We start from the raw sequence: 15,516 nt of genomic DNA, 5'->3' as shown, positions 1-15,516 counted from the left end.
GATGGCAGGCAAATATTTCGACGAGTGGCAGATTGGCGAGACGATCACGCACGAGATCCGGCGCACGGTGACCGAGACCGACAATCTGCTGTTCACCACGATGACGCATAACCCGCAACCGCTGCACCTCGACATCGAGGCGGCGAAGGCGTCGGAGTTCGGGCAGATCCTCGTCAACGGCACCTTCACTTTCAGCCTGATGGTCGGGCTGTCGGTCGGCGACACGACGCTCGGCACGCTCGTCGCCAACCTCGGCTATGACAAGCTGGTGATGCCGAAGCCGGTGTTCATCGGCGACACGCTTCGCGCGGAGACCGAAGTCATCGGCCTGAAAGAGTCCAAATCGCGCCCCGGATCGGGTATCGTGACCTTTCTCCACCGCTGCATCAACCAGCGCGGCGAAATCGTCTGCCAGTGCGAGCGGGCCGCGCTGATCAAGGGAAAGGCCGCCTGATGCGCCTGCGCTCACTCCTCTTCGTTCCTGGTGATCGTCCCGAACGCTTCGCCAAGGCCGCAGCATCGGGTGCCGACGCGATCATCCTCGACCTGGAGGATTCGGTGTCGCTCGCGAACAAGGACGCCGCGCGCACCGCCGTGGCCGAATATCTGTCGGGAACGCGCGAGGTCATCACACTGGTGCGCGTCAATCCACTCGACGGCCATATGACCGCCGCTGACGTCGCGGCGATCGTCGGTGGACGGCCCGACGCGATCATGCTGCCCAAAGCAGAGGGCGCGCCGAGCATCCAGCAACTCGACACGATCCTGCGCAGCGAATCCGCGCGCGATGCCTCGCTGCCGCCGATCCTGCCCATCGCGACCGAAACCGCCGCGGCGATCTTCACGCTCGGCAGCTATCGCGAAGTGAAGGACCGCCTTATCGGCCTTACCTGGGGCGCCGAGGATTTACCCGCCGCGATCGGCGCGACCACAAGCCGCAACGAGGATGGCAGCTACACCGCGCCCTATGAGGTCGCGCGCAGCCTCACCCTGTTCGCCGCGCACGGCGCGGGTGTCGCCGCGGTCGACACGGTGTTTCCCGCGATCAAGAACGAGGCCGGCCTCGCCGCCTATGCCGCGCGCGCGCGCCGCGACGGCTTCACGGGCATGATGGCGATCCATCCTTCGCAGGTCGCGTCGATCAACGCCGCCTTCACCCCGTCGGCCGACGAAGCCGCGCGCGCGCAGGCGATCGTCGATGCCTTTGCGGCCAACCCGGGCGTCGGGGTGCTGCAGGTCGACGGGAAGATGGTCGACGCGCCGCACCTCAAGCAGGCGCAGCATATCCTGTCGCTGGCGGATTAGCGTTTTCGTCCGAAAGGCCGGGTGCGGGCCATCCAGTCCCGACCGCGATGCCAGCTTTTCCTGAGACCCCGTTCGGTCAGGCTTTCGAACATCGCATCGGGGCTTGTCGGATCGAGCAGTTCGTTTTCGGCAATGAATTCGTCCATCGGACCCGGCGGAACGAGATCGAGCAGCTCAAGCGAGCGCCCTCCGCCGCGGAGCCCTTCGATCGTCTCGATCAGCGAGCCGGTTGCCTCGAACCGGCGCGCGACCTGTTGCGGATCGACATCCAGATGCTCGGCGATCAGCGATTCGCGTAGGCGGCGGATGACTGGCTCGATGCCGCGATTGGTCGGTAGCGCCGAGTCGATGGTCACGTCGCACTCGCTGTCGAGCCCCATCGACCGGTTGTTCAGATTGGCCGACCCGACGCGGATCGCCCGGTCGTCGACGATCGCCGTCTTGGCGTGGACGTAAATCGATGTGCCGCCTTTGGTGCGCGGATAATAGACCCGCAGCCGGTCGCCGTGCTTCGCTTTCGCGACCTCGCGCACCAGTTGCACGCGCGCGGCGTCCATCGCCATCTGTTCGAGCCAACCGTCGGCGGTCTCGGGCATCACCATCACGAATTCGGGCGGATCATCCTCGCTCAGCCGCTCGGCGATCGCGGCCGCGATCTTGCCGCAGGTGAAATATTGATTCTCGAAATAGACGAAGCGCTTGGCGGCGGCGATCATGTCGAGATAAAGCTGCTCAATCTCGCGCACTTGCGGCGCGTCGCCATATTCGGCGCGGGTGCGCGAGATCGCAACGTCGACGCCCTCGAAATCGGCCTCCAGATCGTCGGGCCAGCCCTCTCCCGATCCGTTGATTTCGCGGAGCGGCTTCTTCGTCGCGCGCTGCCAGCGTTCGTTGCCCAGATCGGCCAGTGCATTGCCGACGGGGCCCGAGAGCAGCATCGTGCTGTCGTGCCAGGGCATATAGGCTTTGCCGTCGGGAGCCGTGCGGTGCGGGTCGGCGTCCTTGTGATCGCGTGTGTCCCAGCGCCGCGCGCCGACGTCAATGCCGCCGCAGACCGCGAGATGATCGTCGAAGACCGCGACCTTCTGATGATGACTGCACCCGACCGGATGTGCGCTGTCGAGCCGGAAGCTGATCGAGCGCGTGATTTTCCACCGCACGATCATTGCGACGATGCGCGGCATCGCGAACTGCTTCAGTCCCCCGAAATTCCAGCGGAGGATGTCGATGTCCCGATCGGGGCAGGTCTTTGCGAGGCGAAGCAGATAGTCGCCGAGCGGCTCACCCGCTCCCTCCTTGTCGGGCTTCAGCGCGATCCGCGGATCGAAATCCCAACCGATCAGCAGGATGCGCTCCTTGGCATCGGCCATCAGCCGTTCAAGCAGCGCATAATAGTCGGCGGCATCGACGATCATCCGCGCCTTGTTGGCGCGTTCGATCCGCCAGCAGTTGCGGCCTTCAACGACGATCGGGACGAGGTCGCTCATCGCCGCCTCCACGCATGGCGGCGGCGATGGTTGCAAAGGCGCCGGTCAAGCCGCGAAGAACTGCTCCGGCGTCAAGCTCATCATCGCCTCGCTGCCCGCTTCGATCTTGCGGCGCAGCGCGCCGGCGTCGGGGACGAAACGTTCGCCGAAGTGACGCGCGGTGACGATCTTCGCCTCAAGGAAATCCTTGTTGCCGCGCCCGTCGTCCAGCGCCTTCTGCGCCGCTTCGGCCATGCGCAGCCACATCAGGCCGAGCGCGACGATCCCCATGATGTGCATATAGTGATGCGCGCCCGCGCCGATGTTGTTCGGGTTGGTCATGCCGTTTTGCATGAACCACATCGTCGCCGCCTTGAGTTCGCCGTTCGCCTTTTCGAGACGCCCCGCAAAATCGGCAAATGCCGGTTTGTCCTTCGCCGCCGCGCATTCCGCATCGACGATCGCAAAGAAGGTCTGGATCGCGCGGCCGCCGTTCTGCGCGAGCTTGCGGCCGACCAGGTCCATCGCCTGCACGCCGTTGGCGCCTTCATAGATCATCGTGATGCGGGCATCGCGGACATATTGCGACATGCCCTGTTCCTCGATGTAGCCATGGCCGCCGAACACCTGCTGCGCGTTGGTCGCGACCTCATAACCCTTGTCGGTGCCATAGCCCTTGATCACGGGGGTGAGCAGGCTCACCAGATCGTCGGCGTGCTGGCGCTCCTCCTCGGTTTCCGCAGCATGTGCGAGGTCGACTTGCAGCGCTCCCCACAGACACAGCGCGCGCAGCCCCTCGACCACCGCCTTGCCATCCATCAACATGCGGCGCACGTCGGGATGGACGAACAGGTGGTCCGCCTTTTCCTGCGGGTCTTGCGGTCCGGTCAGCGCGCGGCCCTGGCGGCGATCCTGCGCATATTGCACCGCGTTCTGAAACGCGACGTCGGCCTGACCGAGCCCCTGGATGCCGACGCCGAGACGCGCCGCGTTCATCATCACGAACATCGCGGCAAGCCCCTTGTTCTCCTCGCCGACCATCCAGCCCGTCGCCCCGTCATAGTTCATGACACAGGTCGAATTGGCGTGAATGCCCATCTTGTGTTCGATCGAGCCGCACTGGAGCGTGTTGCGCGCGCCGAGCGAGCCGTCTTCGTTGACGAGGAATTTGGGTACGATGAAGAGCGAGATGCCCTTGACGCTGTCGGGTGCATCGGGGGTCTTCGCGAGGACGAGGTGGACGATATTTTCGGTAAGGTCATGCTCGCCCGACGAGATGAAGATCTTCGTGCCGGTCACCGCATAGCTGCCGTCGCCATTCGGCACCGCGCGGGTGCGAATGAGGCCGAGGTCCGTGCCGCAATGCGGCTCGGTCAGGTTCATCGTCCCGCCCCATTCGCCCGAGATCATCTTGGGAACATAGGTCGCCTTCTGCTCCTCCGATCCCTTGACGAGGATTGCAGCGACCGCCGCCTGGGTGAGGCCGGGGTACATCGAAAAGGCCTGGTTCGCCGCCATGCGATATTCCTCGACCGGGAAGCCGACGACGTGCGGCAAGCCCTGTCCGCCGAATTCCTCCGGCTGGGTCAGCGTCGTCCACCCGGCGTCGCAATAGGCCTTATAGGCTTCCTTGAATCCCTTCGGCGTCGTCACCGACCCGTCTTCGTGACGCGTGCAGCCCTCCTGATCGCCCGAGTAATTGATCGGGAACAGCACTTCTTCGCAGAATTTCCCTGCCTCGGTCAGCACTGCCTCGATCATGTCCGGCGTCGCGTTGGCGAAGCCGGGAAGATTGGCATAGCGTTCGACGCCGAGGACTTCGTTGATCAGGAAGAGCGTATCCTGAACGGGGGCACGGTAAGCGGGCATGACTCATCTTTCTGGAAAACAGGGTTTGGCAATATCTCGCCCGGGGAGGCCCGAGAGTCGAGGCTCAGCGCACTTTCTGGCTGGCGTCGACCTTTTTCACCATATCGATGAAGCGTGTCAGTTCCTCGACCGCGCTGTCGATATCGTCGCGCTGGCGTTGCAGCAGGTTGATGCGTTGCTCGCATTTCTCGATCGTCACCTGGCGCTGCAGCTTGCGGCCATCGCCGACGTCGTAGAGGTCGATCATCTCGCGAATGTCGGCAAGGCTGAAGCCGGTGCGCTTGGCGCGCAATATCCACGCGAGCCGCGCACGGTCGCGCTTCGAATAGATGCGCGACAGGCCGCGGCGCGACGGGCTGATCAGCCCCTCGTCCTCGTAAAAGCGCAGCGCGCGGGCGGTGACGCCGAATTCGGTCGACAGGTCGGTGATGCTGAACTGGTCGCGGCCGAGGTGATCGGGCGTATCGATATGGGCGTGGCCGTATTCTTCGGTCATGCGGGCGAGAATAGTTTCCGTTGACGTGAACGTCAAGGGCGCGACGCGGCGGGAATCGGGGCGTGTCAACGGCCGCAGGGCTGGATCATATTGCCGCGCGGATCGGTTACCTGCAAGCGTTTCGCGTCCTCCTCCGACCAGCTTGCGCGCGGGAGCCGTAAACCGGACAGCGACGCGTGCGCGGAACAGATCGTTTGGCATTGCGCGGGCAGGCTGCCAGGCAGCCGGAGTTCGTCCTCTTCCTCATGGACCAGCGCTTCGCAACCCTCGGCGTCTGCGAAGCGCATCCGCCACCCCTGCCCCTCGCGCACGATCGTCCCGCGCGCGGCGCAGCGCAGTCCGGGGCCGAAGGACGCAGACAAGGCAAAGCGCCATTGACCTGCGCCGTCGGGCACCACGCACATCGCGTCGCGCCCGAGTTCGTGCGAGCGTTCGAACACGCCCGTCGGGCTGGCGGTATCGGGTCGCACGATTCCGCGTTCGCGCGCGGTCAGTTCGAGCGGATTGTTCGTGTCGACCGTCCGGTCGCCGTCCGTCTGCGGGTGCCTGTCGCAGCCCGCGAGCAACAGCACGCCGAACAGGACCGTCGCGAGCGCCCTACGCATCGTCGTGGAGGAACGTCAGGCTGCCGTCCGCCTCGACCCGGCGATAGAAGCAGGAGCGACGGCCCGTGTGGCAGGCGGGCCCCGCGGGCGTCACGCGGAGCAGCAGGGCATCCTGGTCGCAATCGACGCGCATCTCGACCAGCGTCAGTCCGTTGCCCGAGGTCTCGCCCTTGCGCCACATCGCCTGCCGCGAGCGTGACCAGAAATGCGCCTGCCCGGTTTCCTGCGTCAGCCGGATCGCTTCGCAATTCATATGCGCGACCATCAGCAGCGTGCCCGTCGCGGCATCGGTGACGATCGCGGTGACGAGACCCGCGGGGTCGAAGCGCGGCTGGAAGCGGTCGGTCGTATCGGCTTTCTGGTCCATGATGGGCCTTTAGAGCAGCATTGCGGGGCTTGTCACCCATCGGGTCTGCCCTGTGACAATCATGTGAAGTTTGGGGGGCGACATTTGCGGCAAGCCTCCCTATATGCGCCGCAGTCACTGCCCCCGCCCCTTGGCCCCTGCCCCTGGAATGTCATGCTGACGACCCACCCTTTCGATGACGACAAGCTCCGCGAGGAGTGCGGCGTATTTGGTATTCACGGCGCCGAGAGCGCCTCTGCGGTCGTGGCGCTGGGTCTCCACGCCCTGCAGCACCGCGGCCAGGAAGCCGCGGGCATCACCGCCTTCGACGGCAAGGATTTCCATACGCATCGTGCAATGGGTCATGTCGCCGGCAATTTCGACCGCGACGACATCATCCGCCAGTTGGACGGCGCATCGGCGATCGGCCACGTCCGCTATTCGACGACCGGCGAGACGGCGCTGCGCAACGTCCAGCCGCTGTTCGCCGACCTGTCGACGGGCGGTTTCGCGGTCGCGCATAACGGCAATATCTCCAACGCCACGGCGCTGAAGAAGATTCTCGTGCGACGCGGTTCGATTTTCCAGTCGACCAGCGATACCGAGGTCATCATTCACCTCGTCGCGACATCGAACTATCGTACCCTGCTCGATCGCTTCATCGACGCGCTGAAGCAGGTCGAGGGCGCCTATTCGCTGATCTGCCTGACCGCGGAAGGGATGATCGGATGCCGCGACCCGCTCGGCATCCGCCCGCTCGTGATCGGCAAGCTCGGCGACGCGCACATCCTTGCATCCGAAACGGTGGCGCTCGACGTCGTCGGCGCGGAATTCGTCCGCTCGGTCGATCCGGGTGAGCTGGTAATCATCCGTGACGGCCAGCTGTCGTCGCACCGCCCTTTCGCCGAACGCTCGGCACGGCCGTGCATCTTCGAATATGTCTATTTCTCGCGCCCCGATTCGATCGTCGACGGCACCAGCGTCTATTCGGTGCGCAAGGCAATCGGCGCCGAACTCGCGCGCGAGAACCCGGTCGAGGCCGATCTGGTGATCCCGGTGCCCGATTCGGGTACGCCCGCCGCGATCGGTTATGCGCAGGAATCGGGCATTCCTTTTGAACTGGGGATCATCCGCTCGCACTATGTCGGGCGCACCTTCATCCAGCCGGGCGACAAGGTTCGCCACCTGGGCGTGAAATTGAAGCACAATGCGAACCGCGCGCTGATCAGCGGCAAGCGCATCGTGCTGATCGACGATTCGATCGTTCGCGGCACGACCAGCCTGAAGATCGTGCAGATGATGCGCGATGCAGGTGCCGCCGAGGTGCATATGCGCATCGCCAGCCCGCCGACCCAGCACAGCTGTTTCTATGGCGTCGACACGCCCGAGCGCGCCAAGCTGCTCGCGGCACAGATGACCGTCGGCCAGATGGCGAACTTCATCAACGCCGACAGCCTGTCCTTCCTGACGATCGACGGGCTCTATCGCGCGCTGGGCGAGGCGCGGCGCAACGACGACGTCCCGCAATATTGCGACGCCTGCTTTACGGGCGATTATCCGACCACGCTGACCGATTTTGACGAGCAAGCGGTCGATGACCAGTTTTCGCTGCTCGCCGAGCGCGTTGTCTGACGGAGTGACCATGGTATCTGAAGAATTGGCGGGCCAGGTCGCGCTCGTGACCGGGGCGAGCCGCGGTATCGGCGCGGCGATCGCCGAAGCGTTGGCCGCGCGCGGCGCGCATGTCGTCATCACCGCCCGCACCGCCGGCGGGCTCGAGGAACTCGAAGACCGGATTCACGAAGCCGGCGGCAGCGCAACGATCGCGCCATTGGACCTGACGGACGGCGACAGTATCGCGCGGCTCGCCGCTGCGATGGCCGAACGCTGGCAGCACCTCGACATGCTCGTCCTCAACGCCGCGATGCTGGGCACGCTGACCCCGGTCGGCGCGATCGACGGCAAGGAATTCAACAAGCTGCTGACGCTGAACCTTGTCGCGCAGCAGGCGCTGATCGCCAATTTCGATCCGCTGCTCCGCCGCGCGCCGGGTGGCCGCCTGCTCGCGCTGTCGAGCAGCGTCGCGCGCGATCCCCGCGCCTATTGGGGCGCCTATGCCGCGTCGAAGGCCGCGCTTGAAGTGCTGGTGACGAGCTATGGCGCCGAGATGCGCAATATCTCGAACGTCCGCACCGCGATCCTCGACCCCGGCGGCACGCGCACCCAGATGCGCGCGCGCGCTTATCCGGGCGAGGATCCGCAAAGCATCAAGGATCCCGCGGCCGTCGGCGAATATGTCGCGAAGTTGATGATCGCGGGCTTCGACAGCACCGCTTTCCATGCCTTGCCCAAAGTGATGGCGGATGCTTAACGCGATCTTTGCGTTCGGCCGTTAGGTTTCGGCCCGAAATATCTGGTCAAAGGCTTGGTTATGGGTCGCAGCATCCTGAGGACGGTCGCAGCAACTATCGTGGGGATCGTCGTCGCTTTCGCGCTGCTATGGCTCGCGCAATATGCGGGAAACGAACTGTCGCCCGACGTCTATGACCTCGAAACGGGGGAGGTGCTGATCCCCCTTGCATCGACCATCGCCCTATTGATCGGCTGGTTCGTCGGCACCTTTGGCGGAAGCTGGCTGGCGATGCGCATTTCCGCCAGCGCAAATTCCGGATGGACCGTCGCCGGGGCGGTGATCGGCGCCGGGCTCTATCGTGCCGTGACGCTGGCCGACACCTGGTGGATCATGCTGCTGGGCATCGCCATACCGCTTGCGGCGGCGTGGCTCGCCCAGCGCGCGGCGACGACGGCTCCCGTCGCCGCCTGACCCCGCTTATTTCGCCGCTTCGCGGTCGATCGCAGCCTGCACCGCCTTGTAAAAGGCCTCGCGCGCCTTGCCGACGCCTTCGGGGTCGGTCGCGGTCGGCCAATTGCCGTTCGAGGCAATCACGAGCCTGCGTTTCGGGTCGATGAAGATGCCCTGACCGAAAATGCCCTGCGCGGCGAAGCTGCCATCGTCGTTCGTCCACCACTGATAACCATAGCCGCGGCCGGGAACGTCGATCCCCGCCTGTTTGGTCGTCGCCGCGGCGAGCCAGTCGTCCGGCAGAACCTTCTTCCCGCCCGCGACGCCGCCGTTCAGGATGAACTGGCCGAAGCGCGCATAATCCCTGAGGCTCGCCGACATGCAGCAGCCGCTGATCTCGTGCCCCGTCGGCCCGAGCATCCAGACCCCGTCCTGCTCCATGCCGAACGGTTTCCAGACCTTCTCCGACAGATAATCCGAGAGTGTCTTGCCGGTCGCGCTCGACACCAGCACACCGATCAAATTGGTCTCGCCGGTCTTGTACACCCATTTCGACCCCGCCGGCGCTTCGCGCGGCAGGGTCTTCATATAGCTGACCGTTATGTCTTCGCCCGGCACCGGCTTTTGCAGATTGAACTGCGCGACGTCGGATCTGGGATCGGTATAATCCTCGTTCCATTTGACGCCCGAGGTCATCGTCAGCAATTGCCGCACGCTGACATCGTCATAGGCCGAGCCCCTGAGTCCCGGGATATAGACGGTGACCTTGTCGTCGAGGCTCTTGATATAGCCGTCCTTCACCGCCGCGCCGACGAGGGTCGAAGTGAAGCTCTTCGCGACCGAAAAGCTCGTCCAGCGACCCGAGGCGCCATAGCCGAGCGCATATTTTTCCAGTCGCACTTTGCCGTCCTGGACGATGATCAGCCCCGCATTGCGCTGTGCCGCCATATGGGCGTCGACGTCGAGCCCGAGGTCGATCGGCTTGCCCCGCGGCATGGGATAGGCGCGACCGCCGGCCTTGATCGTGTGCACGACGACTTTCGGGACCGTCTCCATCGTCCGGAAGGCGGCGTCACGCTGGTCCTGGCTCCAAAACAGCACATTCAGATCCTTTGGCAGATTGTCGGTAGGCCGAACTTCGGTGGTTTGCGAGGCTGCGGGGACACTAGCCCCCACGGCTGCGCACAGCAGCGCGCCTGCCAAAAGTCTTCGCATTGCCTTCTCCCTGCTTGTTTTCAGCCTGTTTTTTCGAGCGTCACCTGCGCGACGTCGATGCCGCCGCCGCGAAAGCCCCCTTCACAATATTGCAGATAATAGCGCCAGAGCCGCACGAAACGGTCGTCGAACCCCGCCGGCAGGTGCCCCTCGGAGACCGCCGCATCGAACCGCTCGCGCCACTGGCGCAGCGTTTCGGCATAGCCGAGCCCGAAATGTCGAACGTCACGCCACGCAAGCCCCCTCTCCTCGGCCAACGCGCGGAAACGGCTTTCGGAAATCAGGCAGCCGCCCGGAAAGATATAGGCCTGGATGAAGTCTGTACTGGCCGCGTAACGCTCGAACAGCGCGTCGCTGATCAGGATATACTGGATCGCCGCGCGGCCACCGGGGCGCAACAGGCGCGCGATCGTGTCGAGATAGACGGGCCAATAGGCCTGCCCGACCGCTTCGACCATCTCCACACTCGCGATTGCGTCATAGGGGCCCTGCGCATCGCGATAATCGCAAAGCTCGATCCGCGATCGCCCCGACAGGTCGACCGCGTGCAACCGCCGGTCGGCAATCTCGGCCTGCGACGGTGACAGGGTGATCCCGGTGTAGATGACGTCGTGCCGCTCGACGGCGCGTTCGGCAAGCGCGCCCCAGCCGCAGCCGATCTCGAGCAGACGCCCGCCCGAACGCAGGTCGAGCCGGTCGAGGATCGCGTCGAGCTTCGATATCTGCGCTTCCTCCAGCGTCTGTCCTGCATCGCCGAAGAGCGCGCTCGAATAATTCATCCGCGCATCGAGCCACAGGCTGTAGAAATCATTGCCGAGGTCGTAATGCGCGTGGATGTTGCGCCGCGACCCCGCGCGATTGTTGCGGTTGAGGAAATGCGACGCACGGTTGAGCCAGTGCAACGGGCCACGCGGCCGCCCCGCATTGCCGAGCGTCTCGCCATTGCGCATGAACAGGTCGAACAGCGCCACCGGATCGGGCGAGCTCCACTCCCCCGCCTCCCAGGCGCGGTACCAGCCGACCGAACCCGACAGCACAAGCCGCACGAGCGCCGCCCAGCTTTTCAGATGGACGATCGCAGTCGGCCCCTTGCCGCGACCGCCGAGGATGCGCACGCTGCCGTCGGGCAGATGACCTTCGAGCGCGCCATAAGCGAGCCCGGCGTCGATGCGGTCGAGCTGACGGTGGAAGAAGCGCGCCGGCGCGAGCGCCATCAGGCGCGCCAGCCCTCCGCCGGTGCGAAACGCCCGGTCTGCCCGCAGTAACTCCTTGCCGCGGCGGGGACTGACATGCGTGTTCATCTATCGCTTTCTGCCGGAAAAGCAGCGGCCTGACAATCGGTTGTCGCACGCCTTCATGACGTCACGCGCGGCCAGTGCGAGCGCGCGATCCCTCTAATTTTTCAGAGATTTTCCGACAAGCGGCAGGGCGAACGCGCGCCTATTCGATACCCGTCGCGGCGCGGGGATCCTCCACGCGGACGGTAAAGCGGTCGCGCGCCACTGGCTGCATATAGCGCTGGTCATGCAGCACGATCGCGCTGCCCCCGGTTTCTGCGACCGGCATCCTGGACCAGAAGAGGAAGGCGCGTGCGGCAGGGTCGTCCTTTATCCATTCCTGGAGTCGCAGATCGTTCATGCCGTCGGGAATGCCGGGCTCGACCGTGCTGCCGGAACCGAGCGCATAGGCGCCGCCGCCGTAATAGCCGTCGCGGCGCCAGGCGATGTCGCGCCTCCAGAACGCCAGCGGCGGCGGGCTGGCGACAACGAGCGCACCGTCCTGCCCCGCCCTTCGCAACAACTCGGCCGCCTGCGCTTCGGCGCGGCCGGTGATCAACCCGTTGGCAAAAATATAGGCGCAGGCGGCGGTAAAGCCGACCCATGCCGGGCGCTGCCAGTTCGCCGTCCCGCGCCGTTCGCGGCGGAGCGACAGCCACACCGACAGGCCGAGTGCGATCCAGATCCAGAGATCGATGATGAACAGCGTATCGCCGTAGAACCAGCGATGGCTGAACGGCTCGAGCAGCCGGATGCCGTAATTGTTGAGCCAATCGAGCGCCGGATGACTGAGGCAACCGATATAGGCGAGCGCGAGCAGCCAGCCTTTATCGACCGGCAGCCTTCCTGCGGGGCGCTTGCCGCGCCGGTCTTGCCAGCGATCGAAGGCAAGCATCAGCGCCCAGAGGATCGGCGGCAACACCAACAGCGCGATCGGACCATGCGTGATCCCGCGCCGCATCGACAGCGACTCGATGCCATAGATCGCACAGCCCGCGTCGATGTCAGGCAGGTTCGCCGCAATAATCAGCGTCGGCATCGCGAGCCCGGTCCTTTTCTTGAGACCGAGCTGACCGAGTACCGCGCCGACGAGACTGTGCGTCAGATTGTCCATCCCGGCCTATAAACCCGACCGGCAAGCCCTTCGCAAGACGTCAGAGTTCGGGACCGCCCTCGGTCACCGTCCAGGTTTGCCCCTTCTTGAGCAGGCCTTGCAGATCGGCCGTCTTGCCTTCGCTCGCCGCCTTGTTCTGGCGGACGACGTCGGCCTCGAAAGTCGGGCGCGGATCGTCGTAAAGGACGCCGAGCGCCATCGGGAATTCGCCGAAGCGCATTTCGACGAGCATGTGCGCGACACTGCGGTTGGTCACGTCGTGGACGATCACGCCCGCTGCTTCCCAGTCGCCATCGACGACATCGACGGTCTTGAGGTGCAGTTCGTCGGCGTCGAGCGCGATGCCCTTGGTGCCCTTGGCATAGAGCATGGGTTCGCCCTGCTTGAGCCAGAGCTGGCGATCTTCGGCGCCCTTCGGTGCGGCGAAATCCTCGAACACGTCTTTATTATAGACGATACAGTTCTGGAAAATTTCGATAAAGGCCGCGCCCTTATGGGCATGAGCGGCCTTCAGCACGTTGGGCAACTCTTTCGATACGTCGAAGCCGCGCGCGACGAACCGCGCACCGGCGCCCAGCGCGAACGCCGCAGGCTGCGCCGGACGATCGACCGAGCCGTAAGGCGTCGACGGGCTTGTCGTGCCGACGCGGCTGGTCGGTGAATATTGCCCCTTGGTGAGGCCGTAGATCTCGTTGTTGAACAGCATGATCTGGCAATCGAGATTGCGGCGGATGAGGTGCATCGTGTGGTTGCCGCCGATCGACAGCCCATCACCATCGCCGGTGACGATCCAGATATCGAGGTCCGGATTGGCAAGCTTCAGCCCTGTCGCGAACGCCGGCGCACGGCCGTGGATCGTGTGGAAGCCATAGGTTTCCATATAATAGGGGAAACGCGACGAGCAGCCGATGCCGCTGATGAACACGGTGTTCTCGGGCGCGGTGCCGATTTCGGGCATCGTGCGCTGCACGGCTTTGAGGATCGCATAGTCGCCGCAGCCGGGGCACCAGCGGACTTCCTGATCGGTTTCCCAATCCTTGAGCGTGGTGGTGCGCGCGATGGTGGTCATCTCGTTCATGCGAGCGCTCCTTCGATGGCGGTTTCGATTTCGGCGATGGTGAACGGCTGGCCCGACACCTTGTTCACGGGCTTCGCGTCGACCAGATACTGGTCGCGCAGCACCGTCTTGAGCTGGCCGGTGTTCATTTCGGGCACGATCACCTTGTCAAAGCTCTTGAGCAGTTCGCCCAGATTGGCGGGCAGCGGCCAGATGTGGCGGATGTGGATGTGGCTGACGTCTTTGCCCTCGGCGCGCTTGCGGCGCACCGCCTGATGGATCGGGCCGAAGGTCGAGCCCCAGCCGACGACCGCGAGCTTGCCGCCCTCGGCGCCGAGTTCGACCACCTGGTCGGGCACCTTTACACCATCGACCTTCGCCTTGCGGATATCGGTCATCGCCTGATGGTTGTCGGGCGCATAGTTGATGTGGCCGGTGTCGACTTCCTTCTCGATACCGCCGATGCGGTGAAGAAGGCCGGGCGTGCCGGGCTTCACCCACGGGCGCTTGAGATTATCGTCGCGGCCATAGGGTTTGAATCCGCCCTCGGGCACTTCGGTCAGGAATTCGACCGGAAAGGCTTCATAGCTGGTCAGGTCGGGTACCGCCCACGGCTCGGCCGCGTTGGCGATATAGCCGTCGGTCAGCAGCATCACCGGGGTCATATATTGCACCGCAATGCGGCACGCCTCGATCGCGCATTCGAACGCGTCGCCGGGCGATCGCGCGGCAATCACCGGCATTGGCGCGTCGCCGTTGCGGCCATAGACCGCCTGATAGAGGTCCGACTGCTCGGTTTTCGTCGGCAGGCCGGTCGAGGGTCCGCCGCGCTGCGAATTGACGATGACGAGCGGCAGCTCGGTCATGATGGCAAGGCCCATCGCCTCGCCCTTCAGCGCGATGCCCGGCCCCGACGAACTGGTCACGCCGAGCGACCCGCCATAGCTCGCGCCGATCGCCGAACAGATTGCCGCGATCTCGTCTTCGGCCTGGAAGGTCGTGACGTCATATTCCTTGAGCCGCGACAGATGGTGCAGGATCGCCGATGCCGGGGTGATCGGATAGCCGCCGAAAAACATCGGCAGTTTCGCAAGCTGTGCGCCCGCGACGAGACCGAGCGCGATGCCCTCGGCGCCGGTCAGCGTGCGGTAGAGACCGGGCGCGACGGGCGCGGGATCGACATGATGTTGCTTGAGCGGTCCCGCAAGCTCGGCGGTCTCGCCATAGGCGTGGCCGGCGTTCAGCGCCGCGACGTTCGCCGCGGCAAGGTTCGGGTCCTTGGCGAATTTCGCCTCGAGCCAGTCGATCAGCGGCTGGCGGTCGCGGTCGAACATCCAGAGCGCGAGTCCCAGCGTCCACATATTCTTGCAGCGCAGCGCTTCCTTGTTGCCGAGCCCGAAGGGTTTCACGGCATCCATGGTGAGCTGGCTGATATTCAGCTTCAGCAGCTGCCACTTCGCAAGGCTGCCGTCGTCGAGCGGGTTCGCGTCATATTTCGCCTTGGCGAGGTTGCGATCGTTGAATTCGCCCTCGTCGGCAATGATCAGCCCGCCCGGCTTCAGCTGCGGAACATTGGTCTTGAGCGCCGCCGGGTTCATCGCGACGAGCACGTCGGGCGCGTCGCCCGCGGTCTCGATCGCCGACGAGCCGAAATTGATCTGGAAGGCCGAGACCCCGAACAATGTTCCTTGCGGGGCGCGAATCTCGGCCGGAAAATCGGGGAAAGTCGCAAAGTCGTTGCCCGCAAGCGCCGACGACAAGGTAAACTGACCGCCGGTCAGCTGCATCCCGTCGCCACTGTCGCCTGCAAATCTGACTACAACCGCATCCGAAAGGGGGGACTGCCGATTGTCGGCCCGGTCCTCTACCGCTGTCGCCATTTTTCGTATCTGCCTTTGAATCTTGCGAACCTGTGACATTGGCCTAGGCCTGTACGGCACGAGCCGCAATTGAGAAAAAATTG

Annotated in this window: 15 protein-coding genes; 5 read left to right on the top strand and 10 right to left on the bottom strand. The window is 64.5% G+C overall.

Annotated features, from left to right (window positions below; all coding sequences use genetic code 11):
- Position 1: 1 nt before the first annotated feature.
- Both J1N50_RS05730 and J1N50_RS05725 read left to right on the top strand, forming a co-directional pair.
- Positions 2 to 454, top strand: a complete 453-nt coding sequence (locus tag J1N50_RS05730; RefSeq protein ID WP_215350935.1) for a MaoC family dehydratase — start codon at positions 2 to 4, stop codon at positions 452 to 454.
- Positions 454 to 1,305 (top strand): HpcH/HpaI aldolase/citrate lyase family protein, encoded by an 852-nt coding sequence (locus J1N50_RS05725; RefSeq protein ID WP_215350932.1) that lies wholly within the window; start codon positions 454 to 456, stop codon positions 1,303 to 1,305. Before J1N50_RS05730 ends, J1N50_RS05725 begins: the two co-directional genes overlap by 1 nt.
- Here J1N50_RS05725 and J1N50_RS05720 read toward each other — a convergent pair.
- The 5 genes from J1N50_RS05720 to hisI form a co-directional block, all read right to left on the bottom strand.
- Positions 1,302 to 2,792: a phospholipase D-like domain-containing protein gene (locus J1N50_RS05720; protein ID WP_215350929.1), complete on the bottom strand. Its 1,491-nt coding sequence runs from the start codon at positions 2,790 to 2,792 to the stop codon at positions 1,302 to 1,304. The genes J1N50_RS05725 and J1N50_RS05720 overlap by 4 nt on opposite strands.
- Positions 2,793 to 2,837: 45 nt before the next feature.
- Positions 2,838 to 4,640: an acyl-CoA dehydrogenase C-terminal domain-containing protein gene (locus tag J1N50_RS05715; protein WP_215350926.1), complete on the bottom strand. Its 1,803-nt coding sequence runs from the start codon at positions 4,638 to 4,640 to the stop codon at positions 2,838 to 2,840.
- Between the two features lie 64 nt (positions 4,641 to 4,704).
- Positions 4,705 to 5,136 (bottom strand): MerR family transcriptional regulator, encoded by a 432-nt coding sequence (locus J1N50_RS05710; RefSeq protein WP_215350922.1) that lies wholly within the window; start codon positions 5,134 to 5,136, stop codon positions 4,705 to 4,707.
- A gap of 65 nt (positions 5,137 to 5,201) precedes the next feature.
- Entirely contained in the window at positions 5,202 to 5,741 is a 540-nt protein-coding gene (locus J1N50_RS05705) for a hypothetical protein (RefSeq protein ID WP_215350919.1), read from the bottom strand.
- The gene (hisI, locus tag J1N50_RS05700) at positions 5,734 to 6,108 is read right to left on the bottom strand and encodes a phosphoribosyl-AMP cyclohydrolase (RefSeq protein ID WP_215350915.1); all 375 of its coding nucleotides are present in this window, start codon (positions 6,106 to 6,108) and stop codon (positions 5,734 to 5,736) included. Before hisI ends, J1N50_RS05705 begins: the two co-directional genes overlap by 8 nt.
- 153 nt (positions 6,109 to 6,261) lie before the next feature.
- On the opposite strand from hisI, the gene purF reads away from it, so the two are divergent.
- Genes purF through J1N50_RS05685 form a run of 3 tightly spaced genes read left to right on the top strand, consistent with a single transcriptional unit; the run spans position 6,262 to position 8,911 of the window.
- A complete protein-coding gene (gene purF, locus J1N50_RS05695; protein WP_215350911.1) occupies positions 6,262 to 7,719 on the top strand; it encodes an amidophosphoribosyltransferase in 1,458 nt (485 codons plus the stop codon).
- 10 nt (positions 7,720 to 7,729) lie between these two features.
- A complete protein-coding gene (locus J1N50_RS05690) occupies positions 7,730 to 8,458 on the top strand; it encodes an SDR family NAD(P)-dependent oxidoreductase (protein WP_215350908.1) in 729 nt (242 codons plus the stop codon).
- 60 nt (positions 8,459 to 8,518) lie between these two features.
- On the top strand, positions 8,519 to 8,911 hold the full coding sequence (locus tag J1N50_RS05685) for a hypothetical protein (protein ID WP_215350904.1): 393 nt from the start codon (positions 8,519 to 8,521) through the stop codon (positions 8,909 to 8,911).
- Between the two features lie 6 nt (positions 8,912 to 8,917).
- Here the strand turns inward: J1N50_RS05685 and J1N50_RS05680 are convergent, their stop codons facing one another.
- The 5 genes from J1N50_RS05680 to J1N50_RS05660 form a co-directional block, all read right to left on the bottom strand.
- Complete coding sequence (locus J1N50_RS05680; protein WP_343227845.1) at positions 8,918 to 9,991, bottom strand: serine hydrolase domain-containing protein; 1,074 nt, start codon at positions 9,989 to 9,991, stop codon at positions 8,918 to 8,920.
- A 134-nt stretch (positions 9,992 to 10,125) separates the two neighbouring features.
- Positions 10,126 to 11,406, bottom strand: coding sequence for an SAM-dependent methyltransferase (locus tag J1N50_RS05675; protein ID WP_215350898.1), 1,281 nt, complete (start codon positions 11,404 to 11,406; stop codon positions 10,126 to 10,128).
- Positions 11,407 to 11,545: 139 nt separating this feature from the next.
- Positions 11,546 to 12,496 carry a metal-dependent hydrolase gene (locus J1N50_RS05670; protein ID WP_215350895.1) on the bottom strand — a complete coding sequence of 317 codons (951 nt, stop codon included), beginning with the start codon at positions 12,494 to 12,496 and terminating at the stop codon, positions 11,546 to 11,548.
- Positions 12,497 to 12,536: 40 nt separating this feature from the next.
- A complete protein-coding gene (locus J1N50_RS05665; RefSeq protein ID WP_215350892.1) occupies positions 12,537 to 13,574 on the bottom strand; it encodes a 2-oxoacid:ferredoxin oxidoreductase subunit beta in 1,038 nt (345 codons plus the stop codon).
- A complete protein-coding gene (locus J1N50_RS05660) occupies positions 13,571 to 15,433 on the bottom strand; it encodes a 2-oxoacid:acceptor oxidoreductase subunit alpha (RefSeq protein WP_215350888.1) in 1,863 nt (620 codons plus the stop codon). Before J1N50_RS05660 ends, J1N50_RS05665 begins: the two co-directional genes overlap by 4 nt.
- Between the last annotated feature and the right edge of the window lie 83 nt (positions 15,434 to 15,516).

It is taken from the genome of Sphingopyxis soli (assembly GCF_018682675.1).
Classification (GTDB): Bacteria; Pseudomonadota; Alphaproteobacteria; order Sphingomonadales; family Sphingomonadaceae; genus Sphingopyxis; species Sphingopyxis soli.
This window is presented reverse-complemented; position numbering and strand designations above follow the sequence as displayed.

What these genes read in the sequence shown, in the direction of transcription:
- J1N50_RS05730 (WP_215350935.1), top strand. Translation starts at nt 2, where the DNA reads ATGGCAGGCAAATATTTCGACGAGTGGCAGATTGGCGAGACGATCACG.
- J1N50_RS05725 (WP_215350932.1), top strand. Translation starts at nt 454, where the DNA reads ATGCGCCTGCGCTCACTCCTCTTCGTTCCTGGTGATCGTCCCGAACGC.
- J1N50_RS05720 (WP_215350929.1), bottom strand. Translation starts at nt 2,792, where the DNA reads ATGAGCGACCTCGTCCCGATCGTCGTTGAAGGCCGCAACTGCTGGCGG.
- J1N50_RS05715 (WP_215350926.1), bottom strand. Translation starts at nt 4,640, where the DNA reads ATGCCCGCTTACCGTGCCCCCGTTCAGGATACGCTCTTCCTGATCAAC.
- J1N50_RS05710 (WP_215350922.1), bottom strand. Translation starts at nt 5,136, where the DNA reads ATGACCGAAGAATACGGCCACGCCCATATCGATACGCCCGATCACCTC.
- J1N50_RS05705 (WP_215350919.1), bottom strand. Translation starts at nt 5,741, where the DNA reads ATGCGTAGGGCGCTCGCGACGGTCCTGTTCGGCGTGCTGTTGCTCGCG.
- hisI (WP_215350915.1), bottom strand. Translation starts at nt 6,108, where the DNA reads ATGGACCAGAAAGCCGATACGACCGACCGCTTCCAGCCGCGCTTCGAC.
- purF (WP_215350911.1), top strand. Translation starts at nt 6,262, where the DNA reads ATGCTGACGACCCACCCTTTCGATGACGACAAGCTCCGCGAGGAGTGC.
- J1N50_RS05690 (WP_215350908.1), top strand. Translation starts at nt 7,730, where the DNA reads ATGGTATCTGAAGAATTGGCGGGCCAGGTCGCGCTCGTGACCGGGGCG.
- J1N50_RS05685 (WP_215350904.1), top strand. Translation starts at nt 8,519, where the DNA reads ATGGGTCGCAGCATCCTGAGGACGGTCGCAGCAACTATCGTGGGGATC.
- J1N50_RS05675 (WP_215350898.1), bottom strand. Translation starts at nt 11,406, where the DNA reads ATGAACACGCATGTCAGTCCCCGCCGCGGCAAGGAGTTACTGCGGGCA.
- J1N50_RS05670 (WP_215350895.1), bottom strand. Translation starts at nt 12,496, where the DNA reads ATGGACAATCTGACGCACAGTCTCGTCGGCGCGGTACTCGGTCAGCTC.
- J1N50_RS05665 (WP_215350892.1), bottom strand. Translation starts at nt 13,574, where the DNA reads ATGAACGAGATGACCACCATCGCGCGCACCACCACGCTCAAGGATTGG.
- J1N50_RS05660 (WP_215350888.1), bottom strand. Translation starts at nt 15,433, where the DNA reads ATGGCGACAGCGGTAGAGGACCGGGCCGACAATCGGCAGTCCCCCCTT.